Source organism: Streptomyces sp. MspMP-M5 (genome assembly GCF_000373585.1).
GTDB lineage: Bacteria > Actinomycetota > Actinomycetes > Streptomycetales > Streptomycetaceae > Streptomyces.
Genome location: NZ_KB891853.1, coordinates 376,672 through 392,296 on the forward strand (window position 1 = coordinate 376,672; position 15,625 = coordinate 392,296).

19 protein-coding genes and 1 other RNA gene are annotated in these 15,625 nt (G+C 66.1%); 14 read left to right on the plus strand and 6 right to left on the minus strand.

The window, feature by feature from the left end; genetic code table 11:
* Positions 1 to 16: 16 nt before the first annotated feature.
* From B073_RS43210 to B073_RS0101720, 5 genes are all read right to left on the minus strand, one after another.
* An RNA gene (locus tag B073_RS43210) (hammerhead ribozyme type II) lies at positions 17 to 102 on the minus strand.
* Positions 103 to 244: 142 nt separating this feature from the next.
* Complete coding sequence (locus B073_RS0101705; RefSeq protein WP_018536361.1) at positions 245 to 604, minus strand: hypothetical protein; 360 nt, start codon at positions 602 to 604, stop codon at positions 245 to 247.
* Between the two features lie 1,187 nt (positions 605 to 1,791).
* A complete protein-coding gene (locus tag B073_RS0101710; protein ID WP_158690075.1) occupies positions 1,792 to 2,220 on the minus strand; it encodes a hypothetical protein in 429 nt (142 codons plus the stop codon).
* A gap of 76 nt (positions 2,221 to 2,296) precedes the next feature.
* The gene (locus B073_RS42635) at positions 2,297 to 3,106 is read right to left on the minus strand and encodes a hypothetical protein (RefSeq protein ID WP_018536363.1); all 810 of its coding nucleotides are present in this window, start codon (positions 3,104 to 3,106) and stop codon (positions 2,297 to 2,299) included.
* Between the two features lie 30 nt (positions 3,107 to 3,136).
* Complete coding sequence (locus tag B073_RS0101720) at positions 3,137 to 4,072, minus strand: hypothetical protein (protein ID WP_158690076.1); 936 nt, start codon at positions 4,070 to 4,072, stop codon at positions 3,137 to 3,139.
* A gap of 764 nt (positions 4,073 to 4,836) precedes the next feature.
* Here B073_RS0101720 and B073_RS0101730 point away from each other — a divergent pair.
* The 6 genes from B073_RS0101730 to B073_RS0101755 all read left to right on the plus strand — a co-directional run bounded on the left by B073_RS0101730 (position 4,837) and on the right by B073_RS0101755 (position 10,547).
* Entirely contained in the window at positions 4,837 to 5,286 is a 450-nt protein-coding gene (locus tag B073_RS0101730; RefSeq protein ID WP_018536365.1) for a hypothetical protein, read from the plus strand.
* Positions 5,287 to 5,352: 66 nt separating this feature from the next.
* Positions 5,353 to 5,529: a hypothetical protein gene (locus B073_RS46190; RefSeq protein ID WP_158690077.1), complete on the plus strand. Its 177-nt coding sequence runs from the start codon at positions 5,353 to 5,355 to the stop codon at positions 5,527 to 5,529.
* Between the two features lie 280 nt (positions 5,530 to 5,809).
* Entirely contained in the window at positions 5,810 to 7,453 is a 1,644-nt protein-coding gene (locus tag B073_RS0101740) for a hypothetical protein (RefSeq protein WP_018536367.1), read from the plus strand.
* 32 nt (positions 7,454 to 7,485) lie between these two features.
* Positions 7,486 to 8,913: a phage portal protein gene (locus B073_RS0101745; RefSeq protein ID WP_018536368.1), complete on the plus strand. Its 1,428-nt coding sequence runs from the start codon at positions 7,486 to 7,488 to the stop codon at positions 8,911 to 8,913.
* On the plus strand, positions 8,910 to 10,046 hold the full coding sequence (locus tag B073_RS0101750) for a hypothetical protein (RefSeq protein ID WP_018536369.1): 1,137 nt from the start codon (positions 8,910 to 8,912) through the stop codon (positions 10,044 to 10,046). The genes B073_RS0101745 and B073_RS0101750 overlap by 4 nt, the downstream gene beginning before the upstream one ends.
* Positions 10,047 to 10,049: 3 nt before the next feature.
* Positions 10,050 to 10,547, plus strand: a complete 498-nt coding sequence (locus B073_RS0101755) for a hypothetical protein (RefSeq protein WP_018536370.1) — start codon at positions 10,050 to 10,052, stop codon at positions 10,545 to 10,547.
* On the opposite strand, the gene B073_RS43475 is transcribed toward B073_RS0101755, so the two are convergent.
* Positions 10,548 to 10,856 (minus strand): hypothetical protein, encoded by a 309-nt coding sequence (locus B073_RS43475; RefSeq protein ID WP_078507851.1) that lies wholly within the window; start codon positions 10,854 to 10,856, stop codon positions 10,548 to 10,550.
* Between the two features lie 419 nt (positions 10,857 to 11,275).
* Here B073_RS43475 and B073_RS0101765 point away from each other — a divergent pair, with 419 nt between their 5' ends.
* The 8 genes from B073_RS0101765 (at position 11,276) to B073_RS0101800 (ending at position 15,622) form a co-directional block, all read left to right on the plus strand.
* Positions 11,276 to 12,337, plus strand: coding sequence for a hypothetical protein (locus tag B073_RS0101765; protein ID WP_026246952.1), 1,062 nt, complete (start codon positions 11,276 to 11,278; stop codon positions 12,335 to 12,337).
* A gap of 71 nt (positions 12,338 to 12,408) precedes the next feature.
* Positions 12,409 to 12,864 carry a hypothetical protein gene (locus B073_RS0101770; RefSeq protein WP_018536373.1) on the plus strand — a complete coding sequence of 152 codons (456 nt, stop codon included), beginning with the start codon at positions 12,409 to 12,411 and terminating at the stop codon, positions 12,862 to 12,864.
* Positions 12,861 to 13,196 carry a head-tail adaptor protein gene (locus tag B073_RS0101775; protein WP_018536374.1) on the plus strand — a complete coding sequence of 112 codons (336 nt, stop codon included), beginning with the start codon at positions 12,861 to 12,863 and terminating at the stop codon, positions 13,194 to 13,196. Before B073_RS0101770 ends, B073_RS0101775 begins: the two co-directional genes overlap by 4 nt.
* On the plus strand, positions 13,196 to 13,579 hold the full coding sequence (locus B073_RS0101780) for a DUF5403 family protein (protein ID WP_018536375.1): 384 nt from the start codon (positions 13,196 to 13,198) through the stop codon (positions 13,577 to 13,579). The genes B073_RS0101775 and B073_RS0101780 overlap by 1 nt, the downstream gene beginning before the upstream one ends.
* A complete protein-coding gene (locus B073_RS0101785; protein ID WP_018536376.1) occupies positions 13,580 to 14,089 on the plus strand; it encodes a hypothetical protein in 510 nt (169 codons plus the stop codon).
* Positions 14,090 to 14,092: 3 nt separating this feature from the next.
* Positions 14,093 to 14,854: a hypothetical protein gene (locus B073_RS0101790; protein WP_420706409.1), complete on the plus strand. Its 762-nt coding sequence runs from the start codon at positions 14,093 to 14,095 to the stop codon at positions 14,852 to 14,854.
* 52 nt (positions 14,855 to 14,906) lie between these two features.
* Positions 14,907 to 15,245 carry a phage tail assembly protein gene (locus tag B073_RS0101795; protein WP_018536378.1) on the plus strand — a complete coding sequence of 113 codons (339 nt, stop codon included), beginning with the start codon at positions 14,907 to 14,909 and terminating at the stop codon, positions 15,243 to 15,245.
* 65 nt (positions 15,246 to 15,310) lie between these two features.
* The gene (locus B073_RS0101800) at positions 15,311 to 15,622 is read left to right on the plus strand and encodes a hypothetical protein (RefSeq protein WP_018536379.1); all 312 of its coding nucleotides are present in this window, start codon (positions 15,311 to 15,313) and stop codon (positions 15,620 to 15,622) included.
* The last annotated feature ends 3 nt before the right edge of the window (positions 15,623 to 15,625 follow it).

Sequence of the window (15,625 nt, forward strand, 5' to 3'; positions counted from 1 at the left end):
CGCAGTTCGGATCGGAAGCTGGCTGGCTTCATCAGCAGCCGGGCACCACCCCGGCCGGACACCTCGCCCACCGCTGGCGTGCGGGGACGAGGCGTTTCGCCTAGCTGGCCAGTTGCCAGACGCCCGCAAAGGCCCTGGACTTCTGGCCCGAGCACATCGGGCACCAGCGGCTGAACTCGGCGGGCAGCCGCTCACACTTCCGATGAGAGCGACTGCCACTTTGCTAAGTTCTCGCAATCGAGCATTAAGAAACGCGCAGCGCCTCGTACTTGCGCCGCCACTCCTCGGCCTGAGCCTTGTAGTGGTTTCGGTACGCGGTCATCTGCGCCAGTTCGCACTTCAGATCGTCGATGACGACCTGACGAGCGGTCGCCACGAGGGCGGCAAGCTCACGCTGGTCAGCCATGGCGAACACCATGCGGATCAGCTCGATCTCGCCCTTCTCGGCCTCAGCGACCTGACGCTTCAGCGCATCCAGCTCACGAGCCACCTCGAAGAGCCGGTTCGAGAGGTTGGCGTTCTGCTCCCAGAGGTCCGGGTTCGTCAGAACGTCGGCCTTCTTCGCGAGGCTGACACCCTGAGCCTTGAACGTGGTGGCGGACATGTATCCCCATTTCAGATAGGGGTCGACCCTCGGCCGACCCCGACGCACACCCCACCTCTTGATGGAGTGCTGCCACTCAAGCGCCACACCTTCTCGCTTGAGTCGCAGCACCCCACCGGACCGGAGCCCGGCGGGTGCATTCACGTTCGGCAATGTGTCGGGCGCAGTCGCGCCGTCGCTTCTCTTCGATCAGCACAGCCAGACATCCCGCCCCAATGGGCATTCCAGGACGCCGACCGCCCGCCCCACATGGGCATTTCAGACGGCACGATGGCTGCGAATATTCGCGTTCACTGTGGAGTTCTCAAGGATCGGGCGGTGCCTTTCTGTACCAACCCCTCTCGGGGTGGCCTCGGTCCGGCCGCCCCTGGCCAGTCACCCAGCCAGGCCCGAGTTCGACGCACTCGGAGCGCTCGGGCACTACGGTCTTCGCTTCTCGCGCTGACCTTGCCGTACTCCTGCAACAGCTCGCTTTGCAGAGCGGCCCCCCGCTCCCTCGGGGGTGGGGCACCCGATGCCCGGATGCTGACGTGATGGTCATTTCCGTCCGGCCTGTCGGCCTTGCGGTGGTTCCGACCCTAGTGGATCTACCCCGGCCTGCCAAGTTCTCGCATTCGCTGCAACTTGACCGCCATGCCTGGCAGTTGGCGGCGCCGTATCGTGCGGCCCGTTCTCGGTTGCCCGGTTCGGCGTGGTCCCCACCGTAGTCGGCGGCTTCCGTGTGAGTCAAGTTCTCGCTTTCACTGGAACTCGAAGCGGTCCGGCCTGGGTTCTGCGCTGTGCGCCTTGCCCGTTGGCCCGTCCGCTTGCCGCCTTGCCTGCCCGCCTTGCGGCCGGTCGGTGTTGGCGACGGGTCAGAGCTTGACACACGACGGCGAACGAGCGCAAGTCTCGCAATCACGGGTCGGTTGTCTGCCTTGGGGGGTGCGGGGGGTGTGCGTCGGTGTGTGGCGCGCGAGGGTAGCGGAGTCCTCGGCCGGACCGTGCGGGGTGGGGGTATGACCCCCGGTACGGAAATCGCCGCACCGCCACGTCTTAGCCGCTCGAAAACTGCCACGGTTCCAGGGTCGGTCAAGGGCGCGGGCCCGCCTGCCACCTGGGCAAACGGACCCGCACACATGTCAAGGAACGCGCCAATCGTCAGACTGTCAGTGCGCCAGCAAGGGCCGCCGCACCCTGGGACGACGTCACCTCCTGAGCGCCTTCAGCGCCGTCGGACGAGACATCACTCGGCCGACCTTGTCCGCGACGTTGTTCTTCGACAGACCGTCCCGATTGGTGTTGCGCATCGCTTCCGCCAGTTCCTCACCGGCTCGTTCGGCGATGCGGTCGGCGACTAGCTTCGCCTCGATGGCCACTTCGAGGGCGTGCACCGAGGGCTTGGCCGGCGTCGGGTCGTCAACTGCGACGTAGACGCCGTTACTGCCATTCACCTCCACTGCCACATCGTGGACTTCGGGGTGCTCCGCCCGCCAACGCTGTAGGACGTCGCGGCCAAGGTCGTGGGCCGTTCCAGTCCAGTCGGCGGCGATGCCGTTCGCAATTTCCCTTCCGCCCAAGAGCTGCGGGTCGGGGACAAGGATCGCGTACTCGAAGATCACGGGTTCATCCGTCATGCAGACCACTGTGACAGTCAACGCCTTGACCAGTCAAGGATTTTACCGGTCAAGGCGTTGACTATCAGCCAGTCGATCAGGCGGGCTTCACTGCGCCGAGATAGCGGTACCCGGTGCGCTCGGAGCAGCCGAGCCGTCCTGCCAGGGTCTTGCCGTTGACCTTCGCCCCTTCGGACAGCATGGCGGCGACGGTCTCCTTCACGACTGCCAGGGGGACAGCCTGCTTGGCATTGCCATTACGGCGGGGCTTGGGCTTTGCCACCCCTGCGGCTGCCACTTCACCGATGAGCCCCTCTGCCAGCTCATCCGCTTCGGCTGCCAACCCCTCGGCCTCCTCTGCCAACTCGTTGAGGGTGTTCTTGACACCGTGGGCCTTGGAGACGAGGACGCGGCCTTCGAGGTCGAGTGACTCGGCGAGGTCAGCTGTCATAAGGAGGAGGGTCTCCTCCAGCTCGGCGATGCGCTGCTCGGCTGTCACCGCGGCCGGCGGGGTTGCCGCCATGTGGAGCATGTGTGCCACGACGAGGGGCGGTACGGCGGAGACGACGGCGACGAGGATGGCCGAAGTTGCCATGTAGCCCCCGTCAATCAGGTGTGCCACAACCTGAGCTGACAGTGCCAGCCCGAGAGCGGCTCCGGCGCCGATGGTGGCAGTAATGCGGCCTGGGGCCTGGGCGCGACGGCGCACTTCGGAGATGACGGCGGCGCATGCGGCGTAAGCCGAGATGGACACCGGCATGAGCCAGGTAATCCAGCCTTGCCAGCCTGCCAGTTGAGCCATGCGGATCTCTCCGGGCACGGACATGACGAGGGCAGCGACGAGGACGAGCGGACGACCACCAGTGAAGACGGAGCGGGCGTACCAGGGCATGTGCATCGAGGACATGGACTTGCCTTTCAGGTCTACCGGTGGCGGTCAGGCGGCCAGGGCTGCGCGGACAAGGGCGCGGCCCCGCGTGTTGGTGTCGGCGGCCTCGTCGACCTGGGGTGCAGGCATGTCGGTGCCAGCGCCGAGGAAGGCGGCGGCGCGGTCGAGCTCGTCACGGCAGGCGCCGCACACGGTGCCTCGGCGGCCGAGCGGGAAGGGTGCGCGGCAGACCTCGCAGCGGGCGCGGGTGTCCGGGGCGGGCTTCGGCTTCGGCTGCGGCCGGGCGGGCATCTGGTTCTTCAGCCGGTAGGAGATGAGCGCGGCGGCGCTGTCGACCTGCTCAGGAAGTCGGGTGGTCAATGCGTTGGCGATCTTCAGGGTGCTGTGACCCTCGGCGAGCCAGGCAACGGCGAGCGGGGCCAGGCGGAGCACCTCGGCCGTGCTGAGCTTCAGGCGCCGGTCGGCCTCACAGAGCTTGGCGAGCATCTGGGCGGCGCGGCCGGTTTCGGCGTCAGCCGGGTCGTGGTTGGAGTTGGATTCGTCCTCCTCCTGACGGGCCTCGGCCTGCTCGCTGCCTTCGCGGCCAGCGGCGGAGGGGTTGGGGAGGAGGTTCTTCTCCTGGTTCTTCTCTCTCTTGGGAGAGGCGCCGACGGTCCGGATGCCCGGTTCACCGACGGTCGGGATGTGGTCAGTCGGAAGATCGGTGACGTGGGTCTCCGTCTGCCAGCGGCCGGTGTCCGGGTCCTGGTAGCGGTCGCGGCGAAGGTAGCCAGCGGCTTCGAGTTGACGGAACGCCTTGGCTACAGCCTGCCGGCCTTCCTCGACGTCGCTGGTGACGCTCTCCACGGTGACCTTGGTCTGGTCGGGGAGCGACAGGAGCAGGACCAGGAGCCCGCGGGCGACCAGGGACAGCTTCTTGTGCCTGGCGGCTCGGTTCGGCACCACCACGAAGGCGTTCGCGTGCCGGTTACGATGCACTCGCATCGAGAGACAACCCCTCTCGGTGTCGGCCCCGGCGAGGTGTTCCCGCACCTGCGACCCGGGGCCGTTTTCTTTCGACGCTGCGCAACCTACGCGATGCTTTGACTCACTGTCCAGCATGACGACTCGTGAGCCAAGATCTTGCCATGAGGTGTGGCGGGCGTCACTCGCTGCTCGTTTCCGGAACTGGGCCCTCGCTCCGTATATATAGGTAGAGGCTTGAGTGAATTTGATTTCCTTGCCCATTGGGGCCCCTCCGGGGCCCACAGATCGAATCCTCTTCGCCGCTGCGACTTTCTCTGTTGGCCCCTTCGGGGCCCCTCGGAGAAGACCTTCGCCGCTGCTCTCTTCCTTGAGGGAAGTCAAGTAATAGGGAGGGCAATTGGCTTGGTCTACTTCGAGTCGAAGGGAACGCCTGCCCGCGAATTGGGCTCAGATCCGACGCCGCGTCCTCTATCGCGACGGCCATCAGTGCACAGCCAGAGACCAATACGGCGTGCGGTGTGCCGAGCATGCCACCGACGTGGACCACATTCGACCCGGTGACGACCATCGAGAAGCCAACCTGACATCGCTCTGCGGGTGGCATCACCGGGTCAAGTCCTCCCGAGAGGGAGCAGCGGCCAAGGCTGCCGTACGACGACGCCAGAACCGCAGATTCCGCAGGACCGAGACACATCCCGGCCTGCTGTAAGCGCGCAGAGCTCCGGGCTTCAAGCCTGTCGAGCCGCGCCGGCCCCCGAGGTTCTCCCCTCCCTCGGGGGCCCATGACCTGGAAGGAGGTGGGCGAGATCCCCGGCCCCGTACCAAACCGGGAGGCGGATCTCGCCCGCCCCCGAGAGCGCAAGGGCAGCGATGTCCAGCCCGTCACCAAGGGCACGCTACGAGAAGTCAAGATCCCGAATGCAGACCGCGAGTGGCATCCGATCGCTCGCCGCCTGTGGTCTTCCCTGAAGACCAGCGGGCAAGCCGACTTCTACCAAAACAGCGATTGGGCTTTTGCCTACTCGCTGTGCGAAGACCTGAGCTTTTACAAGAAGAGCGGCAAGCGAAGCGGTCAGATGCTTCAGACGATCTACTCAGCGTTCGAGCGACTCCTCGTCGCCGAGGGAGACAGGCGCCGCGTTCGGATCGAACTGCACGAGCCCGAGCCTGAGGAACAGTCCGCGGCTGTCCTCGCCATCGCCGACTACAGGCAGGATCTCGGGCTCTCTTGAGCGGCTGACCGGGGCGGCCTCAACAGGCCGCCCCCGGTGCGGCCCGTGCTACTGGGTCTTGCTTACATGCGTGACGGCACTCATACCAGCGCAAAAGGTGAAGGCGAGAGCACCCGCCCCGGAAGCCACGGCGGTGAACGGGGCCTGTCCGAGAGCGGCGAGGCCGATCCCAGTGACAAGCCCGACGATCACGGAAATCAGGGCGACAACGACAACGTGGTAGACGCGGTGGTCGCAGGTTGAGGTGGTTGCAGACAAGGAAGGCCCTCCCTACTCGGTTAGAGCGCCGTCACCTGGACCAGGGCAGGGGTTACCCCACCGCTCGATGCCAGTTACGGCGTCGCCGCCCAGCGGGCGTCGCAATAGGAGAGCGCCGGCCAGGCGCGCCTATTGAGACTCGGCCGCAGCGCCGTAGAGGTGAGCCATCTTCACGGATGCACCATGCCTTCCAAAGGTCTCGTCAACCGCATCCATAGTAGCCAACACCACTGACATCTGCACGAGTTGATCTGATGACTCGGGGGTGAGGTTCATCGCCGAACTGACCCCCGAGGAACTTGACGCTCTCGAACCGACCTTCCTGGGACCTACGTGGCTGCGGGAACAGGATGGCGCGTGGAAGCTCCCAGCGCGCACACTCGGCTGGCAGATCGCCGGCTGGGCCGCCGAGTTCCTCAACGCCGAGGACGGCGGACCTTGGCGTTTCACGCGCGAGCAACTCCGCTTCGTCTTGTGGTGGTACGCGGTCGACGAGAACGGCCGCTTCATCTACCGCAAGGGTGTGTTGCAGAGGCTCAAGGGCTGGGGCAAGGACCCACTCTTGGCCGTGGTCTCGCTCGTTGAATTCGTCGGCCCGAGCCGCTTCTCACACTGGGGATCGGACGGTCAGCCGGTGGGCGTCCCTCACCCCCAGGCGTGGGTACAGATCGCGGCCGTCTCCCGCGACCAGACCCGCAACACCATGACTCTGATGCCGTCCCTGCTCTCGGACAAGATGATCGAGACGTACGGGATCAAGGCGGGCGCCGAGCTGATCCGTGCGAATGGCGGCCGGCAACGACTTGAGGCGGTCACCAGCTCCTTCCGCGCGTTGGAAGGTGGTCGTGTCACGTTCACGGTGCTCAACGAGACGCACCACTGGGTGACCGGCAACAACGGTGACCGCATGTACGAGACGATCGACGGTAACGCGACGAAGAAGGACTCGCGCTATCTGGCGATCACGAACGCGTACCTGCCAGGCGAAGACTCCGTGGCCGAGCGCATGCGCGAAGCCTTCGAGAAGATCCGCGAGGGCCGGGCCACGGACGTCGGCTTCATGTACGACTCGATCGAGGCGCACCCGGCAACTCCCCTGACACCAGAGGCAATCCGCATCGTCCTGCCGAAGATCCGTGGTGACGCAACTTGGTTGAGGATCGAGACGATCCTTCAGTCGATCCTCGACACGACGATCGCGCCCAGCCGCTCCCGGCGTATGTGGCTGAACCAGATCGTGGCCTCCGAGGACGCCCTGTTCGGGCCGGCCCAGTGGGATGTCTTGCGCGACGACGACAAGCAGCTCCAGCCCGGTGACGAGATCACACTCGGGTTCGACGGCGGTCTCCGCGACGACAGCACCTGCCTGATGGCACTGCGCGTCAGTGACATGTGCGCCTTCGTGCTGGGGTTGTGGGAGAAGCCGGACGGCCCGGCCGGCAAGGACTGGGAGGTGCCCCGCGCCCAGGTCGACTCGGCTGTGCACGACGCCTTCCGCATGTTCGAGGTGCAGGGCTTCTACGCCGACGTCGCGCTGTGGGAGTCGTACATCTCCGAGTGGTCGGAGGCGTACGGCGAGGGCCTGGCCGTGAAGGCGCCCGGCAAGGACGCGATCGGCTGGGACATGAGGACCAGCCTCAAGGCGTCGACCCTGGCGAACGAGCGCCTCATGCGCACGATCTTCGACCGGAAGCTGGTACACGACGGCGACCTCAAGCTGCGCCGGCATGTGCTCAACGCCCGGCGCCGGACGAACAACTACGGGGTGAGCTTCGGCAAGGAAAGCCGCGACTCCCCCAAGAAGGTCGACGCGTACGCGGCCCTGATGCTCGCGCACGAGGCCCTGTTCGATCTCCGCGCCCGCGGCCGGAAGGTCCGCAAGCGGACCGGCCGGGGCTTTTTCCTTTGACCGATTGCGAGATCTCAGCAAGGTGGTGTTACTTGGCTGCCTCCGTGTCGCCTGCCGCACTCGCGCGGCAGCTCCTCGCCATCCTGAACCGGGACGGCGACCGCCTGAAGAGGATCGACGACTACCTCCACGGCCGCCATGACGACCCGTACATGCCGCCGCAGGCGGACGACGAGTACCGGCTCCTCGCGCGGCGCGCGGTCTCGAACTGGATGCCCCTGCTCGTCGGCACGCCGGCCCAGGCCCTGTACGTCGATGGGTTCCGTCCGGGCAGCACCGCCGAAGGGCTGCCGGCCGAGGTCGAGACGACCTCGCCGGAATGGGAGCACTGGCAGCGGTCGCGTCTCGACGCTCGCCAGGCCGCCGTCTATCGCGGGGCTCTGGCGTACGGCCACGCCTTCACCGCCACCGAGCGGGACGACAAAGACGGGTTGGTTCGCACGAAGGGGCTGTCCGCGCAGCGGACGGCTGCGCTGTACGAAGACCCGGCGAACGACGACACTCCACACGCAGCGCTGACGGTCACGGCCTGGCCGTCGGGCGATACGCGGGGCAAGGCGCGTATGTGGGATGCCGCGCATGAGTACGCCGTGACGTTCCGCAGTCTGGACGACGAGAAGAGCACCACGGTCATCCGGCTGCGGAGGCACGGCTCGTCAGAATGTCCGGTGACCCGGTTCGCGTCCCTCGTCGACCTTGAGGGACGCACGCTCGGCGTGATCGAACCGATGATCGCCCTGCAAAACCGAATCAATCAGACCATCTTCGACCTGCTCGTGGCGCAGACGTACGCCTCGGTGAAGGTGCGGACAGCCACGGGGATGGCACCGCCCATACAGCGCGATCCCGAAACGGGTGAGCCGGTCCTCGACGAGCAGGGCAACCCCATTCCCCTGCCGATCAACCACAACGCACGCAGGTTCCTCTTCGCCGAGGACCCGGACGTGAAGTTCGGCAGCCTCGACGAGACCCCGCTCGGCGGGTTCATCGACAGCGTGGACATGTCCATCAGGCACCTGGCCGCAGTCAGCCAGACCCCGCCGCACCACCTACTCGGCCAGATTGCGAATCTGTCGGCCGAGGCCCTGCTCGCTGCGGAGACCGCCCTGTCACGCAAGATCGCGGAGTTCCGTACGGCCTTCGGGGAGAGCTGGGAGAGAGTGTTCCGCCTGGCCGCCGAACTGTCCGGCCACTCCGCCGCGGACTTCAAGGGCGAGGTCATCTGGCGCGACATGGAGTCGCGTTCCCTGGCTCAAGCCGCCGATGCACTCGGCAAGCTCCGCGAGCAGCTCGGCATCCCGGCCCGTGGCCTGTGGCGACGGGTTCCCGGCGTTACGCAGACAGAGCTTGAGGACTGGGAGCAGAAGGCCGAAGAGGACGACTCTGTAGGGCAGTTGGCCGCCGCGCTGACCCGCGCCACGCCTGACGTCCCGGCCGCGTCTGCGGGGGCTGCGGCATGACCGGTGTGGCACGGCAAGCGGAGACCGATCGGGCATCAGCGGCCTTCCACGCGGCGCTGAGCCAGATCGGCGCGAAGACGACGGCCGAGGCACTGTCCCTGTGGAACGAGGTCCCGGCCTCGCAGCGCGCGGCAACGGCGTCGGGGTGGCTGCGGAAGGCGATCACGCTGGTGATGTCGAGGCGGCGCATGTCCCGCGATCTGGCACGGGCGTACTACCGCCTCGCTCGTGCTCTTCAGACGGGCCGCACCGTCGCCGACCCGTACCACCCGGAGCCGACGCACGTCACGCTCGGCGACCTCCGGCGGGAGTTCGCCGCGCTGGCCGGCACCTATTCACCCGGCAACGATCAGGCGGGCGGGGCCGCGACCGGCGAGTCCGGGGAAGCCCCGTCCGCCCGTGATGACGAGTCCAGCCCCTCCGATCAGGACGCCCCGGCGGCGCCCAAGGTCGACGACGGTCCGGAGCTTGACGACAGAGACGACGACTGGGAGAGGGTGCTCGTCGAGGAGCTCGACGGACTCCGCGAGGAAGAGGAGCGCATCGAGCGGGAGGCGGAGGAGGAACTCCGCACGGTCCTGGATGCGCTCGGCCCACAGAACCTCGACCGGCGGCTGTCCCAGGTCGACGACGAGCAGGCCGCGAAGGACGCCGATCGCCAGCGCGCCGAGGCTCACCGCCAGGCGGGTGCCCAACAGGCGGCAGCCGCCAGCCGAGTTGCGATGAACGGTGGCCGGTCAACGACGTGGAACCACATGCGGCGTGATCGCCGCTCACTCGGGTACGTTCGGCTGTCGCGCACGGGGACGCCGTGCGGCTGGTGCGCGATGCTGATCAGCCGAGGCCCGGTCTACAAGAGCCGCGAGTCCGCCACCTTCGCGGACGGCGACCGCTATCACGACAACTGCCACTGCTACGCGATGCCGGTCTTCTCCTGGCAGCAGTACGGCTCATCCGAGCTGTTCGCCCTGTCCCGCGAGTACGAGGCCCTGTGGCCCAAGGTCACCCGAGGACTCAACGGCAAAGCCGCGGTGAGCGCCTGGCGGCGCTTCATCCGCCAGAAGCAGCGCGAAGCACACAAGGCCGTAGCCCAGGAGGCGCGGCGATCCACGACCACAGCCCAGGAGGCGTGACCCGTGTCCGAACAGACCTCTGCCCCGACCGATGAGCAGACCAACGAGAACGAGCAGCCCCAGGACGAATCACGCTCCTCGGAGCCGCAGGCCGGCGCATCGGAAGGCGACCTCCCCGAGTGGGCTCGCAAGGAGCTGACCAAGGTGCGCGGCGAGGCTGCCTCCTACCGCACTCGCCTCCGCGACGCCGAAGCAAAGCTCTCCGAAGCCAAGTCGCCGGAGGAGTTCGAAGCCGCGCTCAATGAGTTGCAGGCAAAGAACGCCGAGCTGGAGCACTCACTGACGGCCAGCAGCGTGGCGCGGAAGCATAACCTGCCCGATGAATTGGCCGCGCGCCTGCGTGGCTCGACGGTCGAGGAGCTGGAGGCCGACGCACGAGCCCTCGCGGTCCTTCTCGCGCCCAAGACCCCAGAGTCCCTCGGCGGCGGACTGAGCCCGTCCGACGATGACGACGGCGAGATGGATCCGCGCAAGTTGGCGCGACGATTCCGACGCTTCTGATCATTTTCGTGTCGTCGCAGCTCCAAAATTCTTGATGCGGCTTACCTCAACGCTGGCCACTGTGGCATCCAACTCCTCAAGAAGCTTTCGGATCTCTTCCTTGTGAGCTTCGGAGGTGTGAGGGTATCGGAGAGATTTCTCCAATGTCTTGCGGGCACGCCGAATCTGCCATTGTTCGACATACCAATCTACCTGGGCTTTCAGGGCAAGGAGAATCCCACCAGAGACCACAGAGATCACCGGTGCGGCATAAACCAACAATCGCCCCGTGGGTGTATCCAGGCCAATGGATTGAGCGATGTATACCACTCCGGCTCCGCCGCCAACTCCCCCCAGCCCGGCGTTGATTGAGCCCGCCGACGTTGTTCGGGGCCGTCCTCGATTTGAGACTGAGCGGCGCACCGTCGGACTTCCCTCAGCCATCTTTCCTGCCAAGCGCCTGACGCAGTTCGACGTAACGGCGAACGAACTCCTGGGCGCGGTCTTCCTTCAACAAAGGCAATACCCGGGTCACCAGAACAGACACCAAGCTGGTTACAAAGCTCGTAGCGCCCCCTAGCGCTATCACGAACCAGAGGTCATTAACGTCCACTCGCGCAGCGTAACGCAGTGCCTCCTGGCTGACAGCCCAATCCTTCAATTGCCAACTGGTTTCTTTCCATCCCAAACCCGAACAAGTTGCCCCGGACCCAGCTCCGCGGGCCGACGCACGCCCGGAGGTAGCCCTTTTGCCCACCGCTCAGCATCAGGTAGTTAAGCCACAGAAGCTCGTGAATGCCGCCGTCGGGATGCTCGAACAGGAGCTTCTCGTCCCGTCTCTTTTTCAGAAGCACGGCATCGACCAGTTCAAGGGTGCCGACAACGACACCATCAGCATGAAGGTGGAAGGCATCCTGCCCTTCCACGACTACGCATGGCGCAACGACCGTAGCCAGCCGATTCAGTTTGACGAGTACAGCGAGCGCAAGATCGCCGTATCGTTCGGCGGTAACTCGTACAGCGCGGTCAAGCTGACGGATGAACAGAACGACTTCGACATCGATCAGTGGTCGAAGCTGCTCCGGCCGCAGGTCAAGGCGGTCTCGCGCGGCCTTCAGCGCCGGGCCGTGAAGACCCTCACCGGCCAGAAGTACAACGTCACCATCGGTGGCGCGGGTCAGAACCTGCGCTCCGCCCTCATTGAGGCCCGGCGTGTCCTGAACGCCTTCCACGCGCCCAAGGAGGGTCGATACCTCCTCGTCGGCAGCGACTTCGAGTCAGCCCTCCTCAACGACGACAAGCTCAACCTCGCGCAGAACGTCGGTGACTCCGAAGCGGAATCCGCGCTTCGCACCGCAAGCCTTGGAGAGCGATTCGGTTTCCGGATCGTGGTCGACCAGACGATTCCCGCCGACGCGGCCTACGCGTTCGCCAGCAGCGGCTTCATCTTCCTGTCCGGCGCCCCGTCCGTTCCGCAGTCGGTTCCGTACGGCGCGACGACCAGCTTCGAGGGAATCGCGCTCCGGTGGATTCGCGACTACGACTCGATGTATCTCCAGGACCGCTCGGTCGTGAACGTCTACAACGGCTTCCGGAGCGTCACGGACATTCTCGTTGGCTGGGACGAGGCCGCCGAGAAGGAGATCATCAGCTCCCAGGAGCACTTCGTGCGCGGCATCAAGCTCACGCTCGACGGCAAGAGCGTCTACCCCGAGGCCGCATCCGAGCTCGCCAAGATCACAGGTGTCTCCGACTCCAAGGTCTGGACTCCGATCCGTCCGAAGCCGGTGGACGACCCCGCCAACGGCTGAACCTCGCCTGGTTGGGGCCGGCGCACACGGGCGCCGGCCCCCTCTCCGCGTGCCTGAAAGGAGGTTGACGCATGGCGTACGCGACGCTCGACGAGCTGAAGGGCCGCCTTGACTGGGAGCTGGACGAGGATGAGGTTCGGATCGCGGGAGGCGCTCTGCAGGACGCCTCAGACCTGGCGGCCACGTACGGGCAGGACTGGCCGGAGGACACCGCGCCCCGGCTCGTGAAGACGCTCGTGCTGAAGTCCGCGGCGCGCTACATGCGCAATCCGAACGGCTACACACAGAGCCGGGCCGGGGACGAGACGCTCGCCTGGTCGGACGCGCACGGCCGAGACGCCGGCAGCGTCTACTTCACTCGCGAGGAGATCCGGCTCCTGGAGGAGCTTGCCGGTCGCCGACTCGGCCTGACCTCTGCCCCCATCACAGCGTGGGGAACGAAGCTCCGGCCCGGCCGAGCCACTGTCCCTGTCGACTACGGCGGCGACCCGTTCCCCTTGTTCGCGGACGAGGGGAGTCCCTGGTGAGCATCCAACGACGGCGCGGCCAGAAGGCGCGCGTGTGGCGAACGGTCGAAGTCGTCGACAATCGGGGAAACACCGTCGTCGTGGCCGACCCCGAAGGGCCCATCAAGGTCCGGGCGGCCTTCATTCCGCAACGCTCCTCCAAAGCCGAGGTCCCCGGCCAGCAGCAGATCAACGTCACTCGCATGATCGTCGATCCTCACCTTGAGGACGTCTCGCTGTGGTCGCGCGTCGAGTACGCGGGCCGCCAGTGGGACGTGGTGTCCCCGCCGGCCTACCACCACGGAGACCGCCGGACCCGGCACTGGTCCATTGACATTCGGGAGCGGCCCTGATGGCGACGGTCTACAGAAGCGTCGGCGGCCGGAAGCTGACCAAGCTGATCGCGCTCAACGACCGCGTTAAGGCGGAGTTGGAGGCTCGTACCTTCGAGATTGCGGTGCGTGCCGAGGAGATCCTCAAACAGCACCGTGCCGAGGGCCATGCCGAAATCCTCGTCGAGGAGGGGAAGACCGACAAGTACGTCATCCTCTCCGATGACCGAGGCCAGAAAGCGGCGATGTCCATCGAGTACGGCCGCCAGTCCACGGTGGTGGTGCGCGAGGACAAGCACGGCAACAAGTTCCTTGCTGTCGTGCCGGAGATGGATGGCCTCTACGTCCTTGCCACGGCCTCCAACCTTCCCAAGAAGCGGAAGGGCAAGGTGAAGCTCGACTAAGTGGCTGGCATACCTGACCGCATCAAGGCCCTCGCTGAGCTCTCCCCCGTCGAAGACCTTTTGCTCGCGATCCTTCGCAAAAGCCTTCCGGGTATCCGCGTGAAGTCGCTCGTCGACCACCACGAGAGCTTCCCTCTGGTGCTGGTCCGACGCGATCCATCATTCGGCGAGTGGGCGGCTGACACCCGCTTCACGGACTCCGCCCGGGTCGTCATCCACTGCTTCGCCGAAGATCCGAACGGTGACGAGGATGCCGCGATCCTCTCCGAGGCGGTCCGCGTCGTCCTCCGCGACGCCTGGCTCAAGCATCGAGTCGTGCCAGGCCGGGGCCACATCACCCGAGTCGACATGAACTCCGCCCCCCGGCGGGCCTCCGATTGGGCCACCGCCACAGGGCCGGTCCAGTACGCGGATCTCCCCACGGGCGTCTGGCGCTACGAGTCGATCTACGACATCCAGATCCGGAAGCCGCGGTCGCGCCCCTTTCCCCTCCCCCAGATTTCCCAGTAAGGAGTGCGCCCTTTGGCGCTGAACGACAACGCAACCCTGGTTGTCGGCTCTGGCAACTACCTGACCGCTCCGGTCGGTACCGCCATGCCTGACGACCTTCTGGTCCCCACCTCTCCGTGGCAGAACGTAGGCCACACCAGCCTTGAGGACGTCTTCGGAATCACCTCCGAAGGCGGTGAGGCGACCACCATCGGAAGCCTTCAGAACAAGTCCCTGCGCACCAAGTATTCGGCGCGTACGGAGACGATGACCTTCACCCTCCAGCAGTTCGACACCGCTGCCCTGAAGCTCTACTTCGGCGCCAACGCGCCAACGCTGCCGGATGGTTCGGTCGGTGTACCAGCTGACCCGGTGCCGACGCAGGCGGCGTTCCTGGCCATCTTCATTGACGGCGAGAACCACTTCGCGTTCTACGCACCCAAATCGGAGATCTACCGCAACGACGACATGTCCATCTCGGACACCGAGTCGCTGGCCGGCCTCCCACTCGGCGTGAAGCCGATGGTCCTCGGCAACAACACCTGGACCTACGCGGTCACACCGCTCGGCGGAACCGTTGCGACTGGCGCAGCAGCCGGTACTCCCGGCAGTTTCACTCCGGTCGGCGCCGTGGCGCCCGCGAACCTCGCCGACCTCGGCGCCGTGATCGCAACCCCATCGCGTACCTGGAGCAAGGGTCAGCACGTCGTGCTCGGCGACAGCTCCGACGCCTACTGGAACGGCGCCGCATGGGCGGCCGGCAAGGCCCCCGGCTCGGACTCCTGACTCCTTCCCCTTCAGTCACCCCACCCTTGAACTCCCGGAGGTCCGCTCCCCCATGGCTTCTTTCTCTCTCGACGACATCCGCAACGCGGCCGAGGCCAAGTACGGCAGCACCGACATCGAGATCGGCGGCGACACCGTCCGCCTGCTCAACCCGCTGCGCCTGGCCAAGGACGCCCGCACCAAGCTGTCCGCACTTCAGGACCACCTCGGTACCGACGGCGCCGATCAGGAGGAGCTTCTGTCGGAGGCGATCCGGCTGGTCGCCGAGCATCCGAAGGCCGCCGAGAAGCTGCTCGACGCCGTGAACGGCGACCTGGCGGTTCTCGCTGAGATCTTCGACCGGTACGGCAAGGGCACGCAGGCGGGGGAAGCCTCGGCCTCTGCCGTCTGATCGACGACTACGGCGAGGGCCTGTACGCGGACCTGTGCTACTACTACGGCGTTGATCTCGCCGATGTGATCGCAGGCCGCGGGCCCTCGCCCGCGCTCGTCCTCCTGCTCGTGCAGAGGTTGCCCGACACCTCCCTGACCGTCGCTCTCGCGTCCGGCGGCAGGGAGTTCTTCGGCTGGGGCCAGGACCGGCACCTGTGCGCCGACATCTACGACGCGTTGAACGCCAACACGCGGGCCACCGGCCAGTGGGGCAAGGGCAAGGCTCCGAAGATACCCGAGTTCCCCCGGCCGAAGGCTCAGACCAAGGCCAAGGCGAAGGCGCGGAAGCGGCCGATGTCGGTCGCCGAGATCTACAAGCAATTTCAGCGGAGGTAGCCC

What these genes read in the sequence shown, in the direction of transcription:
- B073_RS0101705 (WP_018536361.1), bottom strand. Translation starts at nt 604, where the DNA reads ATGTCCGCCACCACGTTCAAGGCTCAGGGTGTCAGCCTCGCGAAGAAG.
- B073_RS0101710 (WP_158690075.1), bottom strand. Translation starts at nt 2,220, where the DNA reads ATGACGGATGAACCCGTGATCTTCGAGTACGCGATCCTTGTCCCCGAC.
- B073_RS42635 (WP_018536363.1), bottom strand. Translation starts at nt 3,106, where the DNA reads ATGTCCTCGATGCACATGCCCTGGTACGCCCGCTCCGTCTTCACTGGT.
- B073_RS0101720 (WP_158690076.1), bottom strand. Translation starts at nt 4,072, where the DNA reads ATGCGAGTGCATCGTAACCGGCACGCGAACGCCTTCGTGGTGGTGCCG.
- B073_RS0101730 (WP_018536365.1), top strand. Translation starts at nt 4,837, where the DNA reads ATGACCTGGAAGGAGGTGGGCGAGATCCCCGGCCCCGTACCAAACCGG.
- B073_RS46190 (WP_158690077.1), top strand. Translation starts at nt 5,353, where the DNA reads ATGCGTGACGGCACTCATACCAGCGCAAAAGGTGAAGGCGAGAGCACC.
- B073_RS0101750 (WP_018536369.1), top strand. Translation starts at nt 8,910, where the DNA reads ATGACCGGTGTGGCACGGCAAGCGGAGACCGATCGGGCATCAGCGGCC.
- B073_RS0101770 (WP_018536373.1), top strand. Translation starts at nt 12,409, where the DNA reads ATGGCGTACGCGACGCTCGACGAGCTGAAGGGCCGCCTTGACTGGGAG.
- B073_RS0101780 (WP_018536375.1), top strand. Translation starts at nt 13,196, where the DNA reads ATGGCGACGGTCTACAGAAGCGTCGGCGGCCGGAAGCTGACCAAGCTG.
- B073_RS0101795 (WP_018536378.1), top strand. Translation starts at nt 14,907, where the DNA reads ATGGCTTCTTTCTCTCTCGACGACATCCGCAACGCGGCCGAGGCCAAG.